The organism is Mesorhizobium sp. 2RAF21 (genome assembly GCF_052115345.1).
Classification (GTDB): Bacteria; Pseudomonadota; Alphaproteobacteria; order Rhizobiales; family Rhizobiaceae; genus Mesorhizobium; species Mesorhizobium terrae.
In genome coordinates this window covers 35,627-58,170 of sequence record NZ_JBFRGM010000025.1, presented here as the reverse complement: position 1 = coordinate 58,170, position 22,544 = coordinate 35,627, and the positions used below count along the sequence as shown (strand labels likewise).

The 22,544-nt window shown below is 62.9% G+C and carries 17 protein-coding genes and 1 pseudogene; 13 read left to right on the top strand and 5 right to left on the bottom strand.

The window, feature by feature from the left end:
- Positions 1-133 precede the first annotated feature (133 nt).
- The 9 genes from AB4136_RS28955 to AB4136_RS28915 all read left to right on the top strand — a co-directional run bounded on the left by AB4136_RS28955 (position 134) and on the right by AB4136_RS28915 (position 11,338).
- A complete protein-coding gene (locus tag AB4136_RS28955) occupies positions 134-1,363 on the top strand; it encodes an MFS transporter (protein WP_441931960.1) in 1,230 nt (409 codons plus the stop codon).
- Between the two features lie 62 nt (positions 1,364-1,425).
- On the top strand, positions 1,426-5,205 hold the full coding sequence (locus AB4136_RS28950; protein ID WP_137901457.1) for a nitrate reductase subunit alpha: 3,780 nt from the start codon (positions 1,426-1,428) through the stop codon (positions 5,203-5,205).
- Positions 5,202-6,734 carry a nitrate reductase subunit beta gene (gene narH / locus AB4136_RS28945; protein ID WP_137901458.1) on the top strand — a complete coding sequence of 511 codons (1,533 nt, stop codon included), beginning with the start codon at positions 5,202-5,204 and terminating at the stop codon, positions 6,732-6,734. The genes AB4136_RS28950 and narH overlap by 4 nt, the downstream gene beginning before the upstream one ends.
- Positions 6,735-6,738: 4 nt before the next feature.
- Entirely contained in the window at positions 6,739-7,368 is a 630-nt protein-coding gene (gene narJ / locus AB4136_RS28940; protein ID WP_137901459.1) for a nitrate reductase molybdenum cofactor assembly chaperone, read from the top strand.
- A gap of 18 nt (positions 7,369-7,386) precedes the next feature.
- Positions 7,387-8,106 carry a respiratory nitrate reductase subunit gamma gene (gene narI, locus AB4136_RS28935; RefSeq protein ID WP_137901460.1) on the top strand — a complete coding sequence of 240 codons (720 nt, stop codon included), beginning with the start codon at positions 7,387-7,389 and terminating at the stop codon, positions 8,104-8,106.
- Positions 8,103-8,822 (top strand): peptidylprolyl isomerase, encoded by a 720-nt coding sequence (locus AB4136_RS28930; RefSeq protein WP_137901461.1) that lies wholly within the window; start codon positions 8,103-8,105, stop codon positions 8,820-8,822. Before narI ends, AB4136_RS28930 begins: the two co-directional genes overlap by 4 nt.
- 262 nt (positions 8,823-9,084) lie before the next feature.
- Positions 9,085-10,443 (top strand): hypothetical protein, encoded by a 1,359-nt coding sequence (locus AB4136_RS28925; protein ID WP_441931957.1) that lies wholly within the window; start codon positions 9,085-9,087, stop codon positions 10,441-10,443.
- A gap of 26 nt (positions 10,444-10,469) precedes the next feature.
- Positions 10,470-10,994: a DUF2249 domain-containing protein gene (locus tag AB4136_RS28920; RefSeq protein ID WP_137901469.1), complete on the top strand. Its 525-nt coding sequence runs from the start codon at positions 10,470-10,472 to the stop codon at positions 10,992-10,994.
- Positions 10,995-11,083: 89 nt separating this feature from the next.
- The gene (locus AB4136_RS28915) at positions 11,084-11,338 is read left to right on the top strand and encodes a DUF1858 domain-containing protein (RefSeq protein WP_137901470.1); all 255 of its coding nucleotides are present in this window, start codon (positions 11,084-11,086) and stop codon (positions 11,336-11,338) included.
- Here the strand turns inward: AB4136_RS28915 and AB4136_RS28910 are convergent.
- Entirely contained in the window at positions 11,304-12,008 is a 705-nt protein-coding gene (locus AB4136_RS28910; protein WP_137901471.1) for a Crp/Fnr family transcriptional regulator, read from the bottom strand. The genes AB4136_RS28915 and AB4136_RS28910 overlap by 35 nt on opposite strands.
- Before the next feature lie 229 nt (positions 12,009-12,237).
- Here AB4136_RS28910 and nirK point away from each other — a divergent pair, with 229 nt between their 5' ends.
- Both nirK and AB4136_RS28900 read left to right on the top strand, forming a co-directional pair.
- A complete protein-coding gene (gene nirK, locus AB4136_RS28905; RefSeq protein WP_137901472.1) occupies positions 12,238-13,356 on the top strand; it encodes a copper-containing nitrite reductase in 1,119 nt (372 codons plus the stop codon).
- 73 nt (positions 13,357-13,429) lie between these two features.
- A complete protein-coding gene (locus AB4136_RS28900) occupies positions 13,430-14,305 on the top strand; it encodes an SUMF1/EgtB/PvdO family nonheme iron enzyme (RefSeq protein ID WP_137901473.1) in 876 nt (291 codons plus the stop codon).
- Between the two features lie 115 nt (positions 14,306-14,420).
- On the opposite strand, the pseudogene AB4136_RS28895 reads toward AB4136_RS28900, so the two are convergent.
- From AB4136_RS28895 to AB4136_RS28880, 4 genes and pseudogenes are all read right to left on the bottom strand, one after another.
- Positions 14,421-15,092, bottom strand: a pseudogene (locus tag AB4136_RS28895) (DUF6544 family protein).
- A gap of 170 nt (positions 15,093-15,262) precedes the next feature.
- Positions 15,263-16,495 (bottom strand): NnrS family protein, encoded by a 1,233-nt coding sequence (locus tag AB4136_RS28890; protein ID WP_137901475.1) that lies wholly within the window; start codon positions 16,493-16,495, stop codon positions 15,263-15,265.
- 86 nt (positions 16,496-16,581) lie between these two features.
- Positions 16,582-17,025, bottom strand: a complete 444-nt coding sequence (locus AB4136_RS28885; protein WP_137901520.1) for a pseudoazurin — start codon at positions 17,023-17,025, stop codon at positions 16,582-16,584.
- A gap of 224 nt (positions 17,026-17,249) precedes the next feature.
- On the bottom strand, positions 17,250-18,098 hold the full coding sequence (locus AB4136_RS28880; RefSeq protein ID WP_171021004.1) for a ferritin-like domain-containing protein: 849 nt from the start codon (positions 18,096-18,098) through the stop codon (positions 17,250-17,252).
- A 143-nt stretch (positions 18,099-18,241) separates the two neighbouring features.
- On the opposite strand from AB4136_RS28880, the gene AB4136_RS28875 reads away from it, so the two are divergent.
- The gene (locus AB4136_RS28875; RefSeq protein WP_441931954.1) at positions 18,242-20,584 is read left to right on the top strand and encodes a 4Fe-4S binding protein; all 2,343 of its coding nucleotides are present in this window, start codon (positions 18,242-18,244) and stop codon (positions 20,582-20,584) included.
- Between the two features lie 24 nt (positions 20,585-20,608).
- The gene (gene nosZ, locus AB4136_RS28870) at positions 20,609-22,534 is read left to right on the top strand and encodes a TAT-dependent nitrous-oxide reductase (protein ID WP_137901477.1); all 1,926 of its coding nucleotides are present in this window, start codon (positions 20,609-20,611) and stop codon (positions 22,532-22,534) included.
- Positions 22,535-22,544 lie beyond the last annotated feature (10 nt).

The following is a 22,544-nucleotide window of genomic DNA, read 5'->3' as shown; positions in this document are numbered from 1 at the left end:
GGAAACGCAATGAAAACCAAACTTGTCATTGCGGTCCCGCTCTGGCTACACTGCTTTGACAAAGGGTGGGACCTCGGATCCGAGTCGACCGCCAATTCATGATTGCAGGCCTGCCGGTTATTACAGGGGTGTGATGTCCGGAGTTCGTAGTTTCATTGTTCTGCTCGCCACCACCTGGGCATTCACGATCTGCTTCGCGGTGTGGATGATGTTCGGCGTGACCGGCATTCCGATCCGCGAGCAACTCGGCCTCAATTCTGTCGAGTTCGGTCTGCTGACGGCCACGCCGGTTCTCACAGGTGCGCTGTTCCGGCTCCCCCTGGGTATCTGGACCGACCGCCTCGGCGGACGGCGCCTGATGTTGGCGCTGCTTCTCTGCTGCGCCGTTCCTGTATGGATTTCGTCATATGCAACGGCGCTGTGGCATTTCATCCTGCTTGGGCTGGCGCTCGGGTTGGTAGGCGCGTCCTTCTCGGTCGGCACGCCGTATGTGGCGCGTTTCTTCCCGAAGGAGAAGCGCGGCTTCGCCATGGGTTTCTTCGGCGCAGGTACCGTGGGCGCGGCTCTCAACATGTTCGTGGCGCCATGGCTGATCGGCGCCTATGGCTGGCAGACGGTGCCGAAGGTCTATGCCGTCGCGCTGGTCGTCACCGCCGTGATCTTCTGGATTTTCTCCGCGCCCGATCCGGCGCGGGCGGCGACCTCGCCGTCGATGCTGTCGCAGCTTGCCGTGCTGCGCGACCCGCGGGTGTGGAAATACTGCCAGTACTATTCGATCGTATTCGGCGGCTTCACAGCGCTGTCGATCTGGATGCCGCAGTATTTCAAGTCGGAATATGGGCTTTCCATCGCACAGGCCTCGCTTCTCGCGGTCTCTTTCGCCCTACCGGCCGGTGTTTTCCGCGCCTTCGGTGGCTGGCTATCCGACCGCTTCGGTGCACATAACGTCACCTGGTGGGTGCTGTGGATCGCTTGGATTTGTCTGTTCCTGCTGTCCTACCCGAAGACGGAACTGACTATCCATACGGTCAATGGGCCGGCCAGCTTCGGCATTGCGTTGCCGACGTGGTTCTTCACCGTGCTTCTGTTCGTGCTCGGCATCGCCTTTGCCTGCGGCATGGCCTCGACCTTCAAATACATCCGCGACGACTTTCCCGAAAACATGGGCGCAGTGTCCGGCATTGTCGGCATGGCTGGCGGCCTCGGCGGCTTCCTTCTGCCGATCATGTTCGGCGCCATCCTCGACCGGCTCGGCGTCAATTCGAGCTGCTTCATGCTGCTCTACGGCATCGTCTGGGTGTCATTGACGCTGAACTACCTCACCGAGGTGCGGCGCGCCCCCGTTATGGGTGAGACTTCATAGGCGGGGAGGCGGCACGGACGAAAGCCCCGCAAGCCTGAAATGCATGGGAAAGGAATAGCCAGATGAGCCACTTCCTCGAACGCCTCACCTACCTCTCCAGGCGACGCGAATCCTTTGCCGACGGCCATGGCGAGTTGCGGGACGAGGACCGCATGTGGGAGGAGGGCTACCGGCAGCGCTGGCAGCACGACAAGATCGTGCGTTCCACCCACGGCGTGAACTGCACCGGGTCGTGCTCATGGAAGATCTACGTCAAGAGCGGCGTCGTCACTTGGGAGACGCAGCAAACCGACTATCCGCGTACGCGGCCGGGCATGCCCAACCACGAGCCGCGCGGCTGCTCGCGCGGCGCGTCCTATAGCTGGTATCTCTACAGCGCCAGCCGCATCAAATATCCGATGGTGCGCGGCCGCCTGGTCAAGGCGTGGCGCGAGGCGCGCAAGACGCTCGGACCCGTCGAGGCGTGGGCCGCCATCACCGCCGACGAGAAGACGGCGAAAGCCTACAAGGCGATCCGTGGGCGCGGCGGCTTCGTGCGCTCTACCTGGGAAGAGGCCACCGAGATCATCGCCGCCGCCAACGTGCACACGGTGAAGACCTTCGGTCCCGACCGCGTCGTCGGCTTCTCGCCGATCCCGGCCATGTCGATGGTGTCATACGCTTCCGGCGCGCGCTATCTGAGCCTCATCGGCGGCACGCTGCTTTCCTTCTACGACTGGTATTGCGATCTGCCGCCGTCCTCCCCGCAGACCTGGGGCGAGCAGACCGACGTGCCGGAATCGGCCGACTGGTACAATTCCGGCTACATCATCGCCTGGGGCTCCAACGTGCCGCAGACGCGCACGCCCGACGCGCATTTCTTCGTCGAGGCACGCTACAACGGCACCAATGTCGTGGCCGTCACGCCGGATTATTCCGAGGTGGCGAAGCTTTCCGACCTTTGGCTGCATCCCAAGCAGGGCACGGATGCCGCGCTCGCCATGGCCATGGGCCATGTCGTGCTCAAGGAATTCTTCCTCGACCGCAAGACGCCCTATTTCGAGGATTACTGCCGCCGCCTGACTGATCTGCCGATGCTGGTGCGGCTGAGGAAAGACGGCGACCGTTTCGTGCCCGATCGCTATCTGCGCCAGAGCGACCTTGCCGGTGAAAAGAGAGGGCGTCGCAAGGCGTCTGCTTCCGGCCGCGCCGACTGGAAGACGGTGGCGGTCGCCGAGGAAAGCGGCGACCTCGTCGTGCCGCAGGGTTCCATCGGCTATCGCTGGCCGGCGGACGGCGAACCCCGGGGCCGCTGGAATCTGCAAGAGAAGGACGGCGAGACCGGCGCAGACGTGCGGCTGGGGCTCAGCCTGATCGACCGACGGGACGCCGTGGCGGCGGTTGCCTTCCCCTATTTCGGCGGAACGCCGCATCCGCATTTTACCGGCAACGACCAGGGCGGCGATGTGCTGGTCCGCAACGTGCCGGTGCGTCGCATAAAGCTCGCCGACGGGGAAAGCTACGTGGCAAGCGTCTTCGATCTGCTTTGCGCCAATTACGGGCTGGACCGCGGTCTCGGCGGCGATTGTGCGAAAAGCTTCGACGACAACGTGCCCTATACACCCGCCTGGCAGGAGATGATCACCGGCGTTTCTGCCGCGCACGCCATCGACGTGGCACGCGGCTTCGCCAAGAACGCGGACAAGACCAAGGGCCGCTCGATGGTCATCATCGGCGCGGGCATGAACCACTGGTACCACCAGGACATGGGCTACCGCTCCATCATCAACATGCTGATGTTATGCGGGACCATCGGCGTCTCCGGCGGCGGCTGGGCGCATTATGTCGGACAGGAGAAGCTGAGGCCGCAGACCGGCTGGACGATGCTTGCCTTCGCGCTCGACTGGGTCAGGCCACCTCGCCATATGTGCGGAACCTCGTTCTTTTATGCCCACTCCGACCAATGGCGCTACGAGAAGCTGGACGTCTCGGAACTGCTGTCGCCGCTTGCCGATCCCGCGTCCTATCGGGGCTCGATGATCGACCTCAACGTCCGGGCCGAGCGCATGGGCTGGCTGCCTTCGGCGCCGCAGCTCAACGTCAACCCGCTGACGCTGGCGGCGGAAGCCGAAAAGGCCGGCGTCGATGTCAAGAACCATGTCGTCGCCGGCCTGAAGTCCGGCCGGCTCGCTATGGCCTGCGAAGACCCCGACAACCCGGTCAACTTCCCGCGCAACCTGTTCATCTGGAGGTCGAACCTTTTCGGCTCGTCGGGCAAGGGCCACGAGTACTTCCTACGCCATTTCCTCGGCACCCGTCACGGATTGCAGGGAAAGGACCTCGGCGAGGAAGGGCTCGAGAAGCCGACCGAGGTCGAATGGCGCGATCCGACGCCGGAAGGCAAGCTCGACCTCGTCGTCACGCTCGATTTCCGCATGTCGACGAGTTGCCTCTACTCCGACATCGTGCTGCCGACCGCCACCTGGTACGAGAAGAACGACCTGAACACCTCCGACATGCATCCCTTCATCCACCCGCTGTCGGCGGCGGTGGACCCGGTATGGGAGGCGAAAAGCGACTGGGAAACCTACAAGACCATCGCCAAACGCTTTTCCGAACTGGCCGAGGGCCATCTCGGCGTCGAGCGCGACGTGGTGCTCACCCCGATCCAGCACGACACTCCGGCCGAGATCGCCCAGCCCTTCGAGGTGCAGGACTGGAAGAAGGGCGAATGCGACCTCGTGCCCGGCGTGACCGCGCCGCAGATCACGGTCGTCGAGCGTGACTATCCTAATACGTATCGGCGCTATACCGCGCTCGGGCCGCTCGCCGACAAGCTCGGCAACGGCGGCAAGGGCATTTCGTGGAACACCGAGGCCGAGGTGAAGGGACTTGGGGCGCTGAACCATCGCGTGAACGACGGCGGCCCGACCGACGGGCGGCCGCGTATCGATACCGACATCGATGCCGCCGAAACCATCATGTACCTCGCGCCGGAAACGAACGGCGAAGTGGCGGTCAAGGCATGGGAGGCGCTGGGGAAAATCACCGGGCGCGATCACGCGCATCTCGCCGAGACGCGCGAGGATGAGAAGATCCGGTTCCGCGATATCCAGGCGCAGCCGCGCAAGATCATCTCCTCCCCGACCTGGTCGGGCATCGAGAGCGAGCACGTCTCCTACACGGCCGGCTACACCAATGTGAACGAGCTGATCCCTTGGCGCACGATCAGCGGCCGCCAGCAGTTCTACCAGGACCACCGCTGGTTCCGCGACTTCGGCGAGAGCTTCGCCGTCTATCGGCCGCCCATCGACACGCGCACGGCCGCCGCCATGCTCGGCAAGAAGGCGAACGGCGAAACCGAGATCGTCCTCAACTTCATCACCCCGCACCAGAAATGGGGCATCCATTCCACCTACACCGACAACCTCATCATGCTGACGCTTTCGCGCGGCGGCCCGATCGTGTGGCTGTCGGAGACGGATGCGAAACAGGCCGGTATCGTCGACAACGACTGGATCGAGCTGTTCAACCTGAACGGCGCGATCGCTGCGCGCGCCGTGGTCAGCCAGCGTGTGCAGGAAGGCATGTGCATGATGTACCACGCGCAGGAGAAAATCGTGAACGTGCCGGGCTCGCAGATCACCGGCCAGCGCGGCGGCATCCACAATTCGGTGACGCGCACGGTCTTGAAGCCCACCCACATGGTCGGCGGCTACGCGCAGCTTTCCTACGGCTTCAACTACTACGGCACCGTCGGCTCCAACCGCGACGAGTTCGTGGTGGTCCGCAAGCTCGCCAAGGTCGAATGGCTCGACCATTCCAATCCCGTCGATCCGGTTGCCGAGGAGGCCGCATCATGAAGATCCGCGCGCAGATCGCGATGGTGCTCAATCTCGACAAGTGCATCGGCTGCCATACCTGCTCCGTGACCTGCAAGCAGGTGTGGACCTCGCGGCAGGGCATGGAATACGCCTGGTTCAACAACGTCGAGACCAAGCCCGGCATCGGCTATCCCAAGGACTGGGAGAACCAGGAGCGCTGGAAGGGCGGCTGGAAGCGCAGGAAGAACGGCAAGATCGTGCCGAAGCAGGGCGGCAAGCTGGCCGTGCTCGCCAACATCTTCGCCAATCCGAACCTGCCCGAGATCGACGACTACTACGAACCCTTCACCTTCGACTACGAGCACCTGCAAAAGGCGCCCGAACTGCCGACCGCGCCGGTGGCGCGGCCGCTGTCGCTCGTCACCGGAAGGCCGATGGAGAAGATCGAGTGGGGGCCGAACTGGGAGGAAATCCTGGGCGGCGAGTTCGACAAGCGAAGCCAGGACTACAATTTCGAGGCGGTGCAGAAGGATATCTACGGCCAATTCGAGAACACCTTCATGATGTACCTGCCGAGGCTATGCGAGCACTGCCTCAATCCAAGTTGCGTCGCCTCCTGCCCGTCCGGCTCGATCTACAAGCGTGAGGAGGACGGCATTGTCCTCATCGACCAGGACAAGTGCCGGGGTTGGCGCATGTGCGTGTCGGGCTGCCCCTACAAGAAGATCTACTACAACTGGACCTCGGGAAAGGCGGAGAAGTGCATCTTCTGCTATCCGCGCATCGAGGCCGGCCAGCCGACGGTCTGCTCGGAAACCTGCGTCGGCCGCATCCGCTATCTCGGTGTGCTGCTTTACGATGCCGACGGCATCGAGAAGGCGGCCTCGGTCGAGGACGAACAGGACCTTTACGAGGCACAGCTCAAGCTGTTCCTCGACCCCAACGATCCGGCAGTGGTGGAACAGGCCCGTGCGGACGGCATCGCCGATAACTGGATCGAGGCGGCTAAGCGCTCGCCGGCCTACAAAATGGCGGTGGATTGGAAGATTGCCTTCCCGCTGCATCCGGAATACCGCACGCTGCCGATGGTCTGGTACGTGCCGCCGCTATCACCGATCCAGTCTCACGCCAATGCCGGTGCCATCGACACGATCGGCGAGATCCCGGACGTTCGTTCGCTTCGCATACCGGTGCGCTACCTCGCCAATCTGCTTACTGCCGGCGCCGAGGCTCCAATCGTCTCGGCGCTCGAGCGGCTATTGGCGATGCGCATCTACTTCCGCCAGCGGCAGTTGGGCGAGGGCGACGGTGCAGCCGTGCTGGCGCAGGCCGAGCTGTCGAAGGCACAGGTCGAGGACATGCACCGCTACCTCGCCATCGCCAACTATGAAGACCGCTTCGTCATTCCGACCAGCCACCGCGAGGAGGCGGAGGATGCTTACGGCCTGAAGGGCTCGTGCGGTTTCACCTTTGGCAACGGCTGCGACTACGGCCCGCCGCATTCCTCGCTGTTCGGCGGCAAGATGGGGCGGCGCAAGCTCACCCCGTTCCGGCCGCTGGATACGTGAGGGCATGGCGATGCTGATCTTCAAGGCGTTCAGCGCGCTGTTGTCCTATCCGAGCGCCGAGATGCGCCAGGCGCTGCCCGAGATCGCCGGGGTGATACGCGCCTCGAAGCTCGTCGGCCCAGCAGAGCGCAAGGCGCTGCTTGCCCTGGTCGCCGAGATTGGCGAGGGCGACCTGCTGGTAGCGGAAGAACGCTATGTCGATCTCTTCGACCGCGGCCGGGCGCTTTCGCTGCATCTGTTCGAGCACCTGCATGGCGACGGCCGCGACCGGGGTGCCGCCATGGTCGAGCTGAAGGCGCTCTACGCCGGAGCTGGTTTCGAACTGACTGCTTCGGAATTGCCCGATTATCTGCCGGTGGTGCTGGAATATCTGAGCCAGCGCGACATGGCGGAGGCCCGCGATATGCTCGCCGACTGCGCCAAGATCCTGGCCTCCATCGCCCGCTCGCTATTGGCGCGACAGAGCCGCTATGCGGCCGTGCCGCAGGCGCTTCTCGTCATCGCCGGCGAGAAGCCGCTGGAGGCAGTGGACGTGAAGCCGGTCCGGGAACCGGCGGATATGCTCGACCGCGACTGGGCCGAACGGCCCGCCTTTGCCGACGCCGGCCCATCCGGCGGCGGTTCCACGGCCTGATAGGGAAGGAGGCTCCTCATGCTCACCAATTCCTACGTCAACACGCTGTTGTTCGGGGTCTACCCCTATATCTGCCTCGTCGTGCTGCTGATTGGTAGCCTCATCCGCTTCGATCGCGAGCCCTACACCTGGAAAAGCGATTCCTCGCAGATGTTGCGCAAGCGCGAACTGCGCCTTGGCTCAAACCTCTTTCACTACGGCGTCATCGTCGTCATTCTCGGCCATTTCGCCGGCTTCCTGGCGCCGCACTGGGCGGTGGACTGGGCGCTGTCGCCGGTCGCCCACCAGCTGCTGGCGATGGTGGTGGGCGGCATCGCCGGGCTGACCGCCATTGTCGGCCTGACGATCCTCATCCACCGGCGCCTTTCCGATCCGCGCATCCGGCTCAATAGCCGCAAATGGGATATCGCCATTACCCTGATGCTATGGCTGCAGCTTCTGCTCGGCCTGCTCACCGTGCCGCTGTCGGCCTTCCACATGGATGGCGAGTTGTTCGAGACTCTGACCGGCTACGTCAAGGGCATCGTCACCCTCGACGGCGGAGCGGCAGCCCTGATGGTGGGCGTGCCGTTGACCTACAAGCTGCACATCCTGCTCGGCTTCACGCTGTTCCTGGTCTCGCCGTTCACACGCATGATCCATATCTGGAGCGGGGCAGGGGCGCTCTCCTACCTGTTCCGGCCCTACCAGATCGTGCGCACGCCGAAGACCCGCGCCGAGGAACCGACACGGCCATGATTCTGTCGGTGAACGGCATGGCGGTGGCGGTCGGGGCCGATGCCCCGCCAGAATTCGTCGCCGCGCGCGAACTCCTGCGGCAACGGGCGGTGGAGGTCGGCCTGCTTGACGCGGCTGTCGAGGACGAAGCAGAGATCGACGGTGCGATCGAGGCGCTGCTGGAGAAGGAAGTGGCGACGCCGGTTCCCACCGAGGCCGAGTGCCGCCGCTACTACGAGCAGAATCCAACCGAGTTCGAGAGCGGCGATCTCGTCCATGCTCGCCACATCCTGTTCCAGGTGACGCCGCAGGTGAACGTGCCACAGATGCGAGCGCGCGCCGAAGAAGCGCTGAACACGCTGCTTGCCGAGCCGGACCGCTTCGCCGCCATGGCCGCCGAACTGTCGAACTGCCCGTCCGGCGAGCAGGGTGGCAATCTCGGCCAGGTCAGCCGCGGCGACATGGTGCCCGAGTTCGAAAAAGCTCTTTTCAAGTTCGGAGCTTCGGGAATCCTGCGCGATCTCGTCAAGACGCGCTACGGTTTCCACATCGTCGCCGTCGACCAGCGCATTCCGGGCCACAGGCTGCCGTTCGACGTCGTCCAGGAACAGATCGCCGCGCGGCTTCGATCCCGCGTAGAGGAAAAAGCGCTGCGCCAGTATGTCTGCGTTCTCGCCGGACAGGCCGAGATCGAGGGGGTTCAGCTCGAGGCGAGCGAATCGCCGCTGGTGCAGTAAGGCCCGCAAACCGGCGAACGGAAACCACTTCGCTGGTGAAGAAGTTTGCGCTTAAACAAAGTCGAGCGAGGTGAGGCGGCTAGAGTTCGGGCCAAGCCAGCCCGATGGGATATCTTCAACGAATATCCTTCAGCGCGGGCGTTCGTCGGGTAAAGGCCGGTGCCTAATGGCGTCGCCCAGGCCGGCCGCCGAAACGTCCCTGGCGACGTCTCGATGGTTTTGACGCGCCGTCCATCATGGAAGGCGATGCGAGGAAACGGCTATGATGGGCACCGCGCTATCGCGCTGGACAATGTCGTATTTCACAGCAGCCCTGGCCTTCCTTGTCGGCACCCAGGTGCTGATGATCGCCGGATACGGCTTTCCCGCGGTGCCGGCTGAGGCGCCCGAGACGCTAATCCTCGTTCACATGGTCACGATCGGGTGGCTCAGCCTTTTGATGTGCGGGGCGCTGTTCCAGTTCGTGCCGGTGCTGATCGCGCAGCCGCTACGCGGGGGACGGCTGGTGCTGCCGGCGCTGATGTGCCTTTTGAGCGGGCTCGCCTTCCTTCTGGCCGGGTTCCTGCAGCTGGCGGGCACGATCGACACCGACCTTCCGCTGCTCGCCGTCGCGGGCATGCTCCTGCCGGCGGGTTTCCTGCTCGTCGTCGGCGTACTCGTCGGCACGCTAGTGCGCGCGAACCTGACTCTTCCGGCGCGTTTCGTCGCCGCGGGTCTGGTTTGCGTGCTCGTCACCGTGACACTCGGTACGCTTTTCGCGTTGCTGCTTTCGGGCTTTCTGCCTGCGCTGGCGGGGCTCGACTTTCGGGCCCACGCGCTCCCCGTCCATATCGCGGTCGGGCTTGGCGGATGGCTGACATTCACCGCGATCGGCGTCTCCTATCGCCTGCTGCCCATGTTCATGCTGTCACCGGATGGAGAGCGCGCCAGCAGCCGGGTGGTCTGGTGGAGCGGGATCGCCGCCCTGGTCCTGATCGCCTTGGCCTCGCCGATCGTCGCCCTTGTTGAAAAGACGGGTTTCACGGCGGCACCCGACACGGCGACCGGGTTAGCCGCGACGCTGGGATTGGTCTCCCTTATCCTCTACGGTGTCGATCTCGCCTTCTTCTATCGTCATCGCAAGCGCCGTGTCATTGAATTGAACAGCCGTGCCGCCCAGGGCGCCTTCCTTGCTCTGATATTGTCGGCGCTATTGCTGCTTGCGCTTCTTGCGACCGGGACGTTGGGTCAGCACGTCGGTGCGCTTCTCTACCTCGTCGCGTTCGGCTGGCTGTCCGGACTCGGTCTCTCGCAACTCTACAAAATCGTGCCGTTCCTGACGTGGCTGGAATGCTACGGTCCGGTCATGGGAAAAAAGCCGACGCCGCGCGTGCAGGATCTCGTTGTGGAGCGGCGAGACCGCGTCTGGTTCGCGCTTTATTTCCTCGGCGTGCTGAGCGGCACGGGAGCCCTGCTCGTCAACCAGCCTGACGTATTCCGTCTCGCAGCCGGCGCGACACTGCTCGCGACGCTGGCCATTGTCGTCGAGCTTGTTCTGGCGCGCCGCCTCTACAATGTGGAGGACGGCAAGCGCCTGCCCGACGGGACGTCCCGGCCGCGCCTTTTCCTTCCCAGTCCATAGTGACGACAGACGAACCGGAGACAGCAATGACCCAACCCCACTACGAACTCGACGTCCGGCCGATCCTTCGGGAAGGCGGGGAGCCTTTCCTCGCCGTCATGCAGGCGGTGGACGCGCTTGCTCCCGGCCAGAGCCTGCGACTGCTGGCGACCTTCAAGCCGATTCCGCTGTTTCATGTTCTCGGCAGCCGCGGTTTCGAGCCTACGGCACGCGAGATCGGCAACGGCGACTGGGAGGTGATCTTCACGCCGACCGACAGTCAGTCCGGCGGCGAGGCTTCACAAGCCGAGTCGGCAAACAATAGGGTCGACAAGGCAGACGAAGCTTGGCCTGAACCCGTCATAGAACTTAACAATTGCGATCTCGATCCGCCCGAACCAATGGTTAGGACACTCGAAGGCGTCGAGACTCTATCGCCTGGGCAGACGCTGGCGGCGCTCCTGCCGCGCGAGCCGCTGTTTTTGTTCAAGGAACTTGAGTCGCGTGGTCATCTGTGGCGTGGCTCTTTCGATCCCGAAGGGCACTATCGAATTGTGATACGGCGAGGCTGACCGGGATCTCCCTGCGGAGTTTGTCGATACGCAACGATCTTCTGCGTCCCTTCGCTAAAGTGTGCATTGCTTTGACCAGGATAGCGAAAATGGGAAGCCTCTTTGACCGCGACATGACGATGGACGAGATCATGCGCAGATGGCCGGCAACCATCCGTGTGGTCCTTCGTAGCGGCATGCTGTGTGTTGGCTGTCCAATCGCCCCCTTTCATACGCTTGCAGAGGCTGCGCGCGAGCACGAGCTGGATGAGGTGGCGTTACGCCGTGCGCTGGAAGCAGAGGTCTCTTCCAAAACGAAATCGAGGGCGGTTATGTCTTCTCCGTCCGGCCTTCAGCGAGCATAAGCAGGCGATGCGGCTCGACTACAGTCACCTTCTGACGTCCGCTTCTTACCAGGCCCTGTTCCTCCCAGGCCGTGAGAAGGCGGCTGACCGTATGCAAGGTCGTGCCGGTCATTTCCGCAATATCTTGCCGCGAAAGCGGAAAGTCGATCAGAAAGCCCTCTTCCGTCCGTTTGCCTGACTGGCGCACGAGTTTGAGCAAGGCGTGGGCAACCCGCTGATCGACCTGCTCCGTTGACATCTCGACCACGCGCGCATGGGCATCCTGCAGCCTGTTGCCGACGGTCCGGTAAGTGTTGGCGCCGAAATTCGGGAAAGCCGAAGCAAATTCCGACCACATGCCACTCGGCCACGCCAGCGCCACGCAATCAACGACGGCGATGGCGCTGGCTGGATAGGTCGTGCGCCCGAGCGCGCTCGCGATTCCCATCAGTTCGCCTGGGCTGATATAGCGCACGGTGACTTCTTCGCCGTCAGGCGTGGTCTTGATGACGCGTACATATCCGTCCAACAAAAGAAAGAACGAATGCGCATCTTGTTCCTGGTCGAAGACCGCGTGGTCCTTTGTAATGCGCAACGCACGCGCCTGACCGATCATGCGGTCGAGTTCCGTCGGGTTCAAACCCTCGAATGGCGCCATATGGGCGATCAGTGAGCGATCGAGGCGACTCATTATGCGTTCCGATTCTTCCACAATTTGGTCTGCGAGTGCAGCCTAGCATGTCATGCGCACGCCGGTCGCTGCAAGCGGTCCGGGCTGCGGCGTTTTCCGCGCGGTTCCTCGTCGCATCCATTTCTCCGATTGAATCGAGCAAGTATTTTGCGCCGCATCAAAGAAGAGTGCGCTGCAACAATTATTCTCCCAGCCATAGCAACGGGCAACTTCACGAAGGAGATTTGAGATGTTGACCAGACGCGAAGCTCTCTTGGGTACCGCCGCCGGCGCGGCGACGGCCGCCTTGTTCGCCGCCATGGCGGCAACTCCGGTTTTGGCCGAGGTGCGGGCGGGAGACATTTCAACCCTACCGCGCGAGAAGGTCACGCTGGTCGCGCCGCCTTTCGTTCATGAACATCAGCAGGTCGCCATTGGCGGCCCGAAGGTCGTCGAGTTCCAGTTGACGGTCAAGGAGCAGCCGATGGTCATCGACGATGACGGCACGACCATGCAGGCCATGACCTACAACGGATCGATCCCTGCGCCGATGATGGTGGTGCACGAGGGCGACTACCTCGAACTGACGCTGGTCAACCCCGAAACGAACGAGATGCCGCACAATGTCGACTTCCACGCCGCCACGGGCGCGCTCGGCGGCGCCAAGCTGCTGGACGTCAACCCCGGCGAGCAGGCGACGATCCGCTTCAAGGCGACGAGAGCCGGCACCTTCGTCTATCATTGCGCGCCTGCGGGGATGATCCCCTGGCATGTTGTGTCGGGCATGAGCGGCACGGTGATGGTGCTGCCTCGCGATGGCCTGAAGGACGAGGCGGGCAAGCCTTTGAAGTACGACCGCATCTACTATGTCGGCGAGAACGAGTTCTACATTCCACGCGACGAGAATGGGAAGTTCAAGAAGTTCGACTCCCTCGGCGACAGCTACGACGAGACGCTGAAGGTGATGCGCGGGCTGATCCCCACCCACGTCGTCTTCAACGGCAAGGTGGGAGCGCTCACCGGCGACAATGCGATGAAGGCCAACGTCGGCGAGACGGTTCTGTTCGTGCATTCGCAGGCCAATCGCGACACGCGCCCGCACATCATCGGTGGTCATGGCGACCATGTATGGGAGCAGGGCAAGTTCGCCAACCCGCCGGCCAAGGATCTGGAAACCTGGTTCGTGCGCGGTGGATCGGCGGGAGCGGCGCTCTATACCTTCCTGCAGCCGGGCATCTACGCCTACGTGAACCATAACCTCATCGAGGCCGCCGAACTCGGCGCCACCGCCCACATCATGGTGGAAGGCAAGTGGAACGACGATCTCATGGCGCAGGTCAGGGCGCCGGCACCGATCGCCAGCTACTGATAGGAGCAGCGGGGAAAGCGGGGCGGCCTGTCGCACGTTCGGCGGCCGCCTTTTTCCTGGAATGGACACCATCATGAAAGCTCGTGTTCCGGCTACCATCGCTTTCGTTGCGACGGCACTCGCCGCGGCCACATCCGGCCTTTCGATCGTCCGGCATCCCGGTCGCGCGCAGATCGCCGCCAAGCTTGCGCCGGTCGAGACCATCGCTATCGTGCCGGGAGAATTTACCTTTCGGTTGCCCGGCGAATATCTTCGGAACGGCCGACCGGTCGACGCGCCGACGCGCACCGTCAGGTTTCGAGCCGGCTTCGAGGTCATGAAGTACCAAGTCAGCGCGGGCGACTATGGGCGCTGCGTCGCTGACGGCGCCTGTGAAACGCCGGACGGCAATGCCGCAGGCGACACGCCGGTAACCGGGGTCAGCTATCGCGACGCGCAAGCCTACGCGGCCTGGCTCTCCGGCCGGACCGGCGAGCCGTGGCGTCTGCCGAGCGACGAGGAATGGAGCTTCGCCGCCGCCGAACGGCTGCATGACGACGCGCTTGGCCTGATCGACGACGGCAATCCGGCCACCCGCTGGCTGGCGCGCTACCGCAGCGAGGCCGCAGGCAAGGCCGAGCGCGACCCGCGGCCGGAGCCACGCGGCCATTTCGGCGCCAACAGCAAGGGCGTCTTCGATATCGCCGGCAATGTCTGGGAATGGACGTCGACATGCTATATGAGCGCCGGCCTCAGGGCTGACGCGACTGTCGAGCAGAGCGTGGAGAATTGCGGCGTGAGGGTCGCAGACGGCCGGCACCGCGGCTACATGTCGACCTTCATCCGCGACGGCAAGAGCGGTGGTTGTGCCGCCGGGCTGGCCCCAGACAATCTCGGCATCCGCTTGGTGCGCGATCCGCCTTCGTCGATGGCCGTGCTGAAATGGCTGCGAGCAAAGCGCGCAGGCTAAGCTATAATGGAAAGCGTATCCTTGCACGCAGTCTCCATCGTTGACGGTGTCTGGCTCGATTTTAAGCTCCGTCCAGCAAAATACCGACCGCCGTGGCTCTACTCTCCAGTCAGGCTCACCGTTCGAATGACCAACTCGTCAGTTCTCCGCGCCAGGCGATGAATTCTTCTCCGCCCAACTCCCAGCCCACTTCGCCCGAGAAGGGTAACCATCGGCCCGCATGTCTTCTGTAGTTGGAAAATCGGCCGCTCCAAGGTCGTTCGACGAAGCGAGCATCTTCTTTGCGAGGGCGATCCGGCGCGAAAACCGAAAAGATCCTGCCTTCGCGGTCAAGGCCGATTTCAATCTCGGCACGAGCCGACCCTGAGTCGAGAGAGACGGAAAGCCTATCTTGGTGAAGAACTCGCCAAACTAGATACGGGTTCTGCAGGATGGCGTCCGGCGCCGAAGCAAGTTCCGCCAGGTATCGCATCATTTCGCCCTTCGCCACTTGCGGGTCGGGCGGAGCGCTCGCAACGGGAATCCATCCGAGGGCTTAGACCGCCAAATGCGGTTCTCCTCCTTTCAGAGCATCCGTCACGGAAATAAGGCCGAGCGGACCGGTTCGGGCGGTCCATTCGAATTCCGGACGCTGCAGCAGAATCCTTTGGACCGCCGAAAAATGCATTGTGCGCGCTTCGGGTTTATCCTGCATGGTTCCGGATTGCGTCAGTCGGACCGCGATGCAGAATTCGGGGCTGGCGCCGAGCCGATGTGCCAGGTCCATCACTGCTGTAGGTAGATTCATTCAGGAGCCGTGATCTCGGAAATCGCCTCGATGGGAACGGCTATCCGCTCGCGCGACTACACACCCTTCCCAGCTGATGTCCGCCGGGCAACGTGGAGCCGATGACTCGACAAGTCGTGCGCCCGGCTCCAACAGTTACCGCACAACCCATATTGGACGATTGGGTGATTTCAACTTCGCTTCCCCGCGACCATTCGCACGAGTAGATCGCGACCTTCATCCTCTCCGACGCGCACTTTCGACCGCAACAGCATGCCGCCGAAAAGCGCAACATATCCGAGGAAGCCTGCCGACCATGCGGCAGCGGAGAGGTATAGCAAAATCTCCTGCGCGGGGTGAAAAGCAGCGCACACGCGCAGAACGCCGGCGAGCAGGACCGCTGCGAAGATTGAACAGCCATCCACGCCTGCCCGCAGTTCGCGCCCGGTATGCCCAAGCGTGGCGCGCATCATCACCGCAAGTGTCATGCACCCGATCGCGCCAACGCCGAAGGCGTGCAAACCGGCGGCGAGTGGAACTGACGGTAAGATGGCTGCTAAGCCGGCAAAAAGAAGTCCGACAGGCAGGAAGACATAGGCCAGATGCAGCATAAGCACCAGCGGATCGCGCAAAGTACGATCGCCAGCCCAGCGGGCCAGGCGGACGGCGTTGAGCAAGGCGGAAGTGAGCAAGGCTGCCCCTGTAATCACGCCATTGGGAAAAGCGGTCCATGCGATCAGGGAGATAGCGGAGATCGCGATAACAACGGTGTCATAACGCCCGACTGGAACAGGCAGCCGACCTGGATTTCGCCGCACGAGCCAGTTTCGGGTAAAGCTCGGAATGATGCGCCCGCCTATGATCATAATGAGGAGGACCACCGCGCCGATGCCGAGACGCCGGCTGAAATCGGACAGCCCGTTGAAATGCGCTTCCAGGTGGAACAGGAGGTTGGCTGCGAGCAGCAGGATGAGCGGAATAAGGACCTTGAGGTTGCGCCAATTTCGGCCGGCGACAATTTCCCTCGTCGCGGCAGCCGCGACTGCGAGCAAGAAAGCGCCGTCCAAAGCCGCAGCGGCGATCCACCCGATGTCCGCCGAGAAAAATACTGCGAAGCGGCCGGCAAGCCACAGAAGCACGAGCACCAGTAGGGGCATGCCCTGCACAGGCAGGCGGCCCGTCCAGTTCGGGATCGCGGTCAGGAGGAAGCCGGTCACCACTGCGGCGATATAGCCGAACAGCATCTCGTGAATGTGCCAGTCGACGGGCGCGAACAGGCTTGCGGTATCCAGGAACCCATAGAACAAGGGCAACCAGAACAAGATCGCTGTGCCAGCGTTAAGCGCGCCAAGCAGGAAAAAAGGCCGGAAGCCGTAAGAAAGAATGGCCGGGTAGTTCCCTGGCTTTGTGCGCGGGATCGCCATGCAAGCTTCGTTTAAGAAATCGGGAGTTGGAGACGGGGCTGCCCCAGACAACGTCGAGGCAGCCTTCTGTCAGAACGATCGACCGGTCAATGGCCGCCTGCAGCCTTTTCGAGAAGCCCGGCCATGACTTTTTTCGCCTTGCCGGGCTGCTTGGCTGTCTTTGCCTGGTCCAGGTTCACGGGTTTGCCGACGACAATCAGTGCCACCATGCCCATACCATAGTGCGGTACGCATTTGACGCCGTAGACGCCTTCCTTGTCGACCGTGACGGTAATCGGCTTGCTGATCTCGCCCTTGAAGGACTGTGCGCCCTCCGGGACCATCCCGTCGATGCTGGCGGCATCGTGGCCTTTGTCGGTCGGGACGAACGTCACGGTATCGCCGGGAGCGGCTTCGATGTAGTTCGGCTCGAAAACCATGACGCCGTGTTCGCCCTTGTTGAGAAGTTGGACCTGATGGTCCGCCGCATTCGCTACGCCGGTTGCCATCATGGCAGCCACAGCCGTTGCGATGAAGGTTATATGTCTCATTGTCATGCCTTTCTGCGTTGCAACAATTGTTTGTTGCGCTGCTTCTATAGCGGACATCCATGGTCAACTTTGCTTAAGCGCAAACACGGGCGACGTGGCACGCCTGCGGGAGGGTGGAGTGACGGCGCTTCATGCGCGCAATACGCGCCGGGTAGCCCAGGACGCTGGCGCCGTGAGTTCAGGGGTTTAATTGTGGAATAGTTGACGGAAGAGGGGCTTCCGGCTCATTCGCCCTCGAGATCTCTCACAATGGCGAGACGCTTTACCGCGATGGTCGCGAGAGCCTGCGCCCGATCCCGGGCCGCCTGCGAAAGCAGGTGTTCACCGGCATCGATATAATAATCCGCCAGCCATTCGCAGAGCGCATCCAGCGAGCGTGGCGGCGTGGGGGCAACCGGGGCGGGATCCTGGAGCGGGTCCGATGCGAGATCGAGTGAGATCATACGCGCCTCAAGAGCGAGGTCGCGGTACCTGTTCTTGTTCGCATTCATGTCGGCATATTCCTCAAGACGGGTGCAGACCTCCATTTCGAGGCTGGCCAAGTCGCAGGTTTCCCAGATGACCCGCCCTGGGCGGTGTTGCTTGAAAAAGGCCTTCCGTCGCTCGCGTCGCAGCGTTTTGGCATGCTCGAGCTCCTCGCGCGCCATTCGCTCGGCGGCCTGCCGTATTTCCGGCGATGGTCCATGCGCTGCGACATAGGACCAGAAGGCAAAGGCGCGTTCCTCGTTGCGTACCGCAACGGCCCACGAACGATAGGCGTCTATTAGTTCGGGCGCTACGAGTTCCAGGTTCTCATCGTCAAACACACCTTCGGTGTCCGCCCCGTGAGCCGGAGGGCTTGGGGCATGATGCAAAACCTGCTCGGTCCAATCCGAGACCATCTCGATATGACTTGTCTCTTCGCGCACGAGACGATCGAATACTTCGGACAGTTCCTGGCGGCCGGCAGCTCGCATGCGCTCTCCCAAGGCGGCATATCGTTCTGCAGATTCCTTTTCCATTGCCATGGCGACAGCCAGAAGTTCGTCCATCGAGCGGATCGATGCCGTCGGCTCAGATGTCAGGCGGGTCATCAGGTGGTCCTCTTCGCTGACGCACAACATACTGACGCTTTCCGAATCTACGTTTGCGTTGGATCAAAGAATCGTCCGCCAAAATCATCGACATGTGCGCCCTGAGACCGGTCACGCCAGGAGCGGCCGGCGGAAGGGAATGCATGCCGTTACACACGCTCATGCCCGGGACGAGGGCCACCGCGTCGCGCCATGCCGGCTGCGCATCGCTGCGTGTCGTGGCGTTCGTGTTCGTCGCGGTGTCGTCGCTTTTTCTTTTGGCGGCGCATGCGCTGGCCGACGAGAGTCTGCAGCACTTTCTTTCCGGCACGCCGGCGAACGAACTGATTAAGGGCGCCGACGCCTATGGCGCGGCCCAGGGCAGCCCGCCGCTCGTTCCCGTCCTGTCCGACGGCAAGGCGGTCGGCTACGCCTATCTCAACACCGATTTCTCCAGCGCAGTCGGCTACTCCGGCAAGCCGATACGCATCTTGGTCGGCATCGATGTCAAGGGGATTATCCGCGGCATCAAGCTGGTCGAGCACAAGGAGCCGATCGTGCTGATCGGCATCCCGCAGGAAAAGGTCGTCGCCGCGCTGAATTCGCTGATCGGCAAGGATCTCGGCCGGGTCGCGGCGGGGCAGGAGCAGCTTCCGCAGGTGGACATCGTCAGCGGCGCCACGGTCACCGTGCTGGTGATGGGCGACAGTGTGGTGCGCTCGGCCGTGAAGCTGATCCGCAGCGGCCGTCTGGGCCAGACGGGCGCAGGCGCTGCCGGCCCTTCCGCCAAACCGGCCATGGTCGTGGACATGGCCGGATCGGGGACAAGCGACTGGAACACGCTGGTCGGCGACGGCTCCGTGCGCAGCCTCAGGCTTACCGTGGGCGAGGTGACCAAGGCTTTCGCCGACGCCGGCCAGAATCAAGCGGCCGAAAGGGCGGAAACGAGCAACCCTGACGACCGTTTCATCGACCTCTATGTCGCGCCGGTCAGCGTGCCCGCCATCGGCCGCAGCCTGTTGGGCGACGTCGTCTACGACCGGTTGCAGAAGAAGCTGAAGCCCGGTCAGCAGGCGATCGTTGTGGCCGGCGACGGGGCCTATTCCTTCAAGGGCTCGGGTTATGTGCGGGGCGGCATCTTCGACCGCATCGAACTGATGCAGGACGGCCAGGGCGTGCGCTTCCGCGACCGCAACCACACGCGGCTCGGCGATCTCGCCGCCGAGGGCGCGCCGCACCTGCGCGAGATCGCACTGTTCACGGTGCCGGACGAATTCTCACTCGACCTTTCCGAGCCGTGGGAATTGCAACTGCTGGTGCAGCGCAGCTTCGGTGCGCGCGACAAGGCGACCTTGCCCTTCGATCTCGGTTACACGTTGCCAGCCCGCTACCTGAAGGCGGCGCCGGCGGCCGAGCCCGCCCCCGAGCAGCCGCCGGCCGCTGCCGCATCCGAAGCGCCCGCCGGAAAAGCCGCGCAGGCCCCCGCCGACGAAGAACCCCTGTGGGTGAAGATCTGGAAGCTGAACACAGTCAAGATCGGCGTCACCGTCGCCGCTCTCCTGGTCCTGACCGTCATCTTTTTCTTCCAGAACTGGCTGGTAAGCCGGCCGCGCCTGTTCGCCTGGGTCAGGCGCGGCTACCTGCTGTTCACACTGGTGTGGCTCGGCTGGTACGCCAACGCCCAGCTTTCCGTGGTCAATGTTCTGACCTTCGTCAATTCGCTGGTCACCGGCTTCAGTTGGGAGTTCTTCCTTGCCGCACCGCTGATCTTCATCCTGTGGGCGGCCGTGGCGGCGGGCCTGCTGTTCTGGGGCAGGGGACCTTTCTGCGGCTGGCTTTGCCCGTTCGGTGCCTTGCAGGAACTCACCAACAACCTCGCCCAATGGCTGAAAATCCCGCAGGTCAAGCTGCCTTTTGGCCTGCACGAGCGGCTGTGGCCGATCAAGTACATGATCTTCCTCGGCCTGTTCGGCCTGTCCCTCTATTCCGTCGCGCTGGCCGAGACCTATGCCGAGGTCGAACCATTCAAGACCGCCATCATCCTGAAGTTCGCGCGCGGCTGGCCCTTCGTCGTCTTTGCGCTGGCGCTGCTCGGGGCCGGTCTGTTCATCGAGCGCTTCTACTGCCGGTACCTATGCCCGCTCGGCGCCGCGCTCGCAATTCCCGGCCGTATCCGCATGTTCGAGTGGCTCAAGCGCTATCCCGAATGCGGTTCGCCCTGCCAGCGCTGCGCCAAGGAGTGCCCGGTCCAGGCGATCCATCCCGAAGGCGAGATCAACGTCAACGAGTGCATCTACTGCATGCACTGCCAGGAACTCTACCACGACGACCACCGCTGCCCGCACATGATCCAGGTGCGGCTGAAGCGCGAGAAGTTCGAGGCGCTGTCTTCGCCGGCAACCCGTGGTCCTACGAAACAGGGCAAGGGCTCGCCGAAGCCGCCGATCATTACGCACAAGGGCGCGCCGGTCGCGGCCTCCGGACAAGAAACCACTTCAACCGGCTGACAGGCCACAACAAGGAGAATGACCATGTCGCAGGACGAACAGGAACGCAAAGCAATCTTAAGCAGGCGCCAATTGCTGGGCACGAGCGCCATGATGGCAGCTGCCGGTGCTGCCGGTGTCGGCGGCGGGCTGGCGCTGAACGGCGGCATGATTTCGTCGGCCGCTGCCGACGAGAAGGGCGAACAGGAAGCCGAGGTGAAGCCCGGCGAACTGGACGAATACTACGTCTTCTTCTCCAGCGGCCAGACTGGCGAGGTTCGCATCATCGGCGCGCCGTCAATGCGCGAGATGATGCGCATCCCCGTCTTCAACCGCTGCAGCGCCACCGGTTGGGGCCTGACCAACGAGAGCCGCAAGGTCCTCACCGAAGGGTTGTTGCCGGAGACGGTCGAGTTCCTGAAGGACAGGGGCGGCATCTACCTCAATGGCGACCTGCACCATCCGCATCCCTCCCAGACGGATGGGACCTATGACGGCCGCTACCTCTACGTCAACGACAAGGCCAACACGCGCGTGGCACGCATTCGGCTCGACGTGATGAAGTGCGACAAGATCATCCAGTTGCCCAACCAGCATACGGTGCACGGGCTGCGCGTGCAGAAGTACCCGAAGACCGGCTATGTGTTCGCCAACGGCGAGGATCGCGTTCCGATCCCGAACGACGGCAAGATCCTCGATGATCCCAAGCAGTATCATGCGATCTTCACCGCCGTGGACGGCGAGACGATGAAAGTCGCATGGCAGGTGATGGTCGATGGCAACCTCGACAACGTCGATGCCGACTACCAGGGCAAGTACGCCTTCGCCACCTGCTACAATTCCGAGGAGGGCGTGAACCTCGAGCAGATGATGTCCAAGGAGCAGGACTGGATCGTCATCTTCAACCTGAAGCGCATCGAGGATGCCGTGAAGAAGGGCGACTTCAAGGAGATGGGCGGGGTTCCGGTCATCGACGGTCGCCACGGCTCGCCCTACACCCGCTACGTGCCGGTGGCCAACAGCCCGCACGGCATCAACACCGCGCCGGACGGCATCCATGTCGTCGCCAACGGCAAGCTGTCGCCGACGGTGACCGTGTTCGACGTGCGCAAGTTCGACGATCTGTTCGACGACAAGATCAAGCCGCGGGACACGGTGGTGGCCGAGCCGGAACTGGGTCTCGGCCCGCTCCACACCGCCTATGACGGTCGTGGCAACGCCTACACCACGCTGTTCATCGACAGCCAGGTCTGCAAGTGGAACATCGACGACGCCAAGCGCTCCTACGCCGGCGAGAAGGTCGACCCGATTCGCCAGAAGCTCGACGTCCACTACCAGCCCGGCCACAACCACACCTCCATGGGCCAGACCAAGGAAGCGGATGGCAAATGGCTGATCTCGCTCAACAAGTTCTCCAAGGATCGCTACCTCAATGTCGGTCCGCTCAAGCCGGAGAACGACCAGCTGATCGACATTTCCGGCGACCAGATGGTGCTGGTGCATGACGGTCCGAGCTTCGCCGAGCCGCACGACGCCACCCTTGTCCACCGCTCGAAAATCAACCCGGTCTCGATCTGGGACCGCGACGACCCGTTCTTCGCGGATGCGGTCAAGCAGGCGAAGGCCGACGGCATCGACCTGATGGTCGACAGCGAGGTGATCCGCGACGGCAACAAGGTGCGCGTCTACATGACCTCGTCGGCACCGGCGTTCGGGCTGGAGAGCTTTAACGTCAAACAGGGCGACGAGGTCACCGTCTATGTCACCAATATCGACGAGGTGGAGGACCTGACCCACGGCTTCGCCATCATCAACTACGGCATCAACATGGAGGTGGCGCCGCACGCCACGGCGTCGGTGACATTCACGGCGAGCAAGCCAGGCGTGTACTGGTACTACTGCTCATGGTTCTGCCACGCCATGCATATGGAGATGCAGGGCCGCATGTTCGTCGAGCCGCAAGGCGCGTAGGGCGTGGGCC

What these genes read in the sequence shown, in the direction of transcription:
- AB4136_RS28955 (WP_441931960.1), top strand. Translation starts at nt 134, where the DNA reads ATGTCCGGAGTTCGTAGTTTCATTGTTCTGCTCGCCACCACCTGGGCA.
- AB4136_RS28950 (WP_137901457.1), top strand. Translation starts at nt 1,426, where the DNA reads ATGAGCCACTTCCTCGAACGCCTCACCTACCTCTCCAGGCGACGCGAA.
- narH (WP_137901458.1), top strand. Translation starts at nt 5,202, where the DNA reads ATGAAGATCCGCGCGCAGATCGCGATGGTGCTCAATCTCGACAAGTGC.
- narJ (WP_137901459.1), top strand. Translation starts at nt 6,739, where the DNA reads ATGGCGATGCTGATCTTCAAGGCGTTCAGCGCGCTGTTGTCCTATCCG.
- narI (WP_137901460.1), top strand. Translation starts at nt 7,387, where the DNA reads ATGCTCACCAATTCCTACGTCAACACGCTGTTGTTCGGGGTCTACCCC.
- AB4136_RS28930 (WP_137901461.1), top strand. Translation starts at nt 8,103, where the DNA reads ATGATTCTGTCGGTGAACGGCATGGCGGTGGCGGTCGGGGCCGATGCC.
- AB4136_RS28925 (WP_441931957.1), top strand. Translation starts at nt 9,085, where the DNA reads ATGATGGGCACCGCGCTATCGCGCTGGACAATGTCGTATTTCACAGCA.
- AB4136_RS28920 (WP_137901469.1), top strand. Translation starts at nt 10,470, where the DNA reads ATGACCCAACCCCACTACGAACTCGACGTCCGGCCGATCCTTCGGGAA.
- AB4136_RS28915 (WP_137901470.1), top strand. Translation starts at nt 11,084, where the DNA reads ATGGGAAGCCTCTTTGACCGCGACATGACGATGGACGAGATCATGCGC.
- AB4136_RS28910 (WP_137901471.1), bottom strand. Translation starts at nt 12,008, where the DNA reads ATGAGTCGCCTCGATCGCTCACTGATCGCCCATATGGCGCCATTCGAG.
- nirK (WP_137901472.1), top strand. Translation starts at nt 12,238, where the DNA reads ATGTTGACCAGACGCGAAGCTCTCTTGGGTACCGCCGCCGGCGCGGCG.
- AB4136_RS28900 (WP_137901473.1), top strand. Translation starts at nt 13,430, where the DNA reads ATGAAAGCTCGTGTTCCGGCTACCATCGCTTTCGTTGCGACGGCACTC.
- AB4136_RS28890 (WP_137901475.1), bottom strand. Translation starts at nt 16,495, where the DNA reads ATGGCGATCCCGCGCACAAAGCCAGGGAACTACCCGGCCATTCTTTCT.
- AB4136_RS28885 (WP_137901520.1), bottom strand. Translation starts at nt 17,025, where the DNA reads ATGAGACATATAACCTTCATCGCAACGGCTGTGGCTGCCATGATGGCA.
- AB4136_RS28880 (WP_171021004.1), bottom strand. Translation starts at nt 18,098, where the DNA reads ATGACCCGCCTGACATCTGAGCCGACGGCATCGATCCGCTCGATGGAC.
- AB4136_RS28875 (WP_441931954.1), top strand. Translation starts at nt 18,242, where the DNA reads ATGCCGTTACACACGCTCATGCCCGGGACGAGGGCCACCGCGTCGCGC.
- nosZ (WP_137901477.1), top strand. Translation starts at nt 20,609, where the DNA reads ATGTCGCAGGACGAACAGGAACGCAAAGCAATCTTAAGCAGGCGCCAA.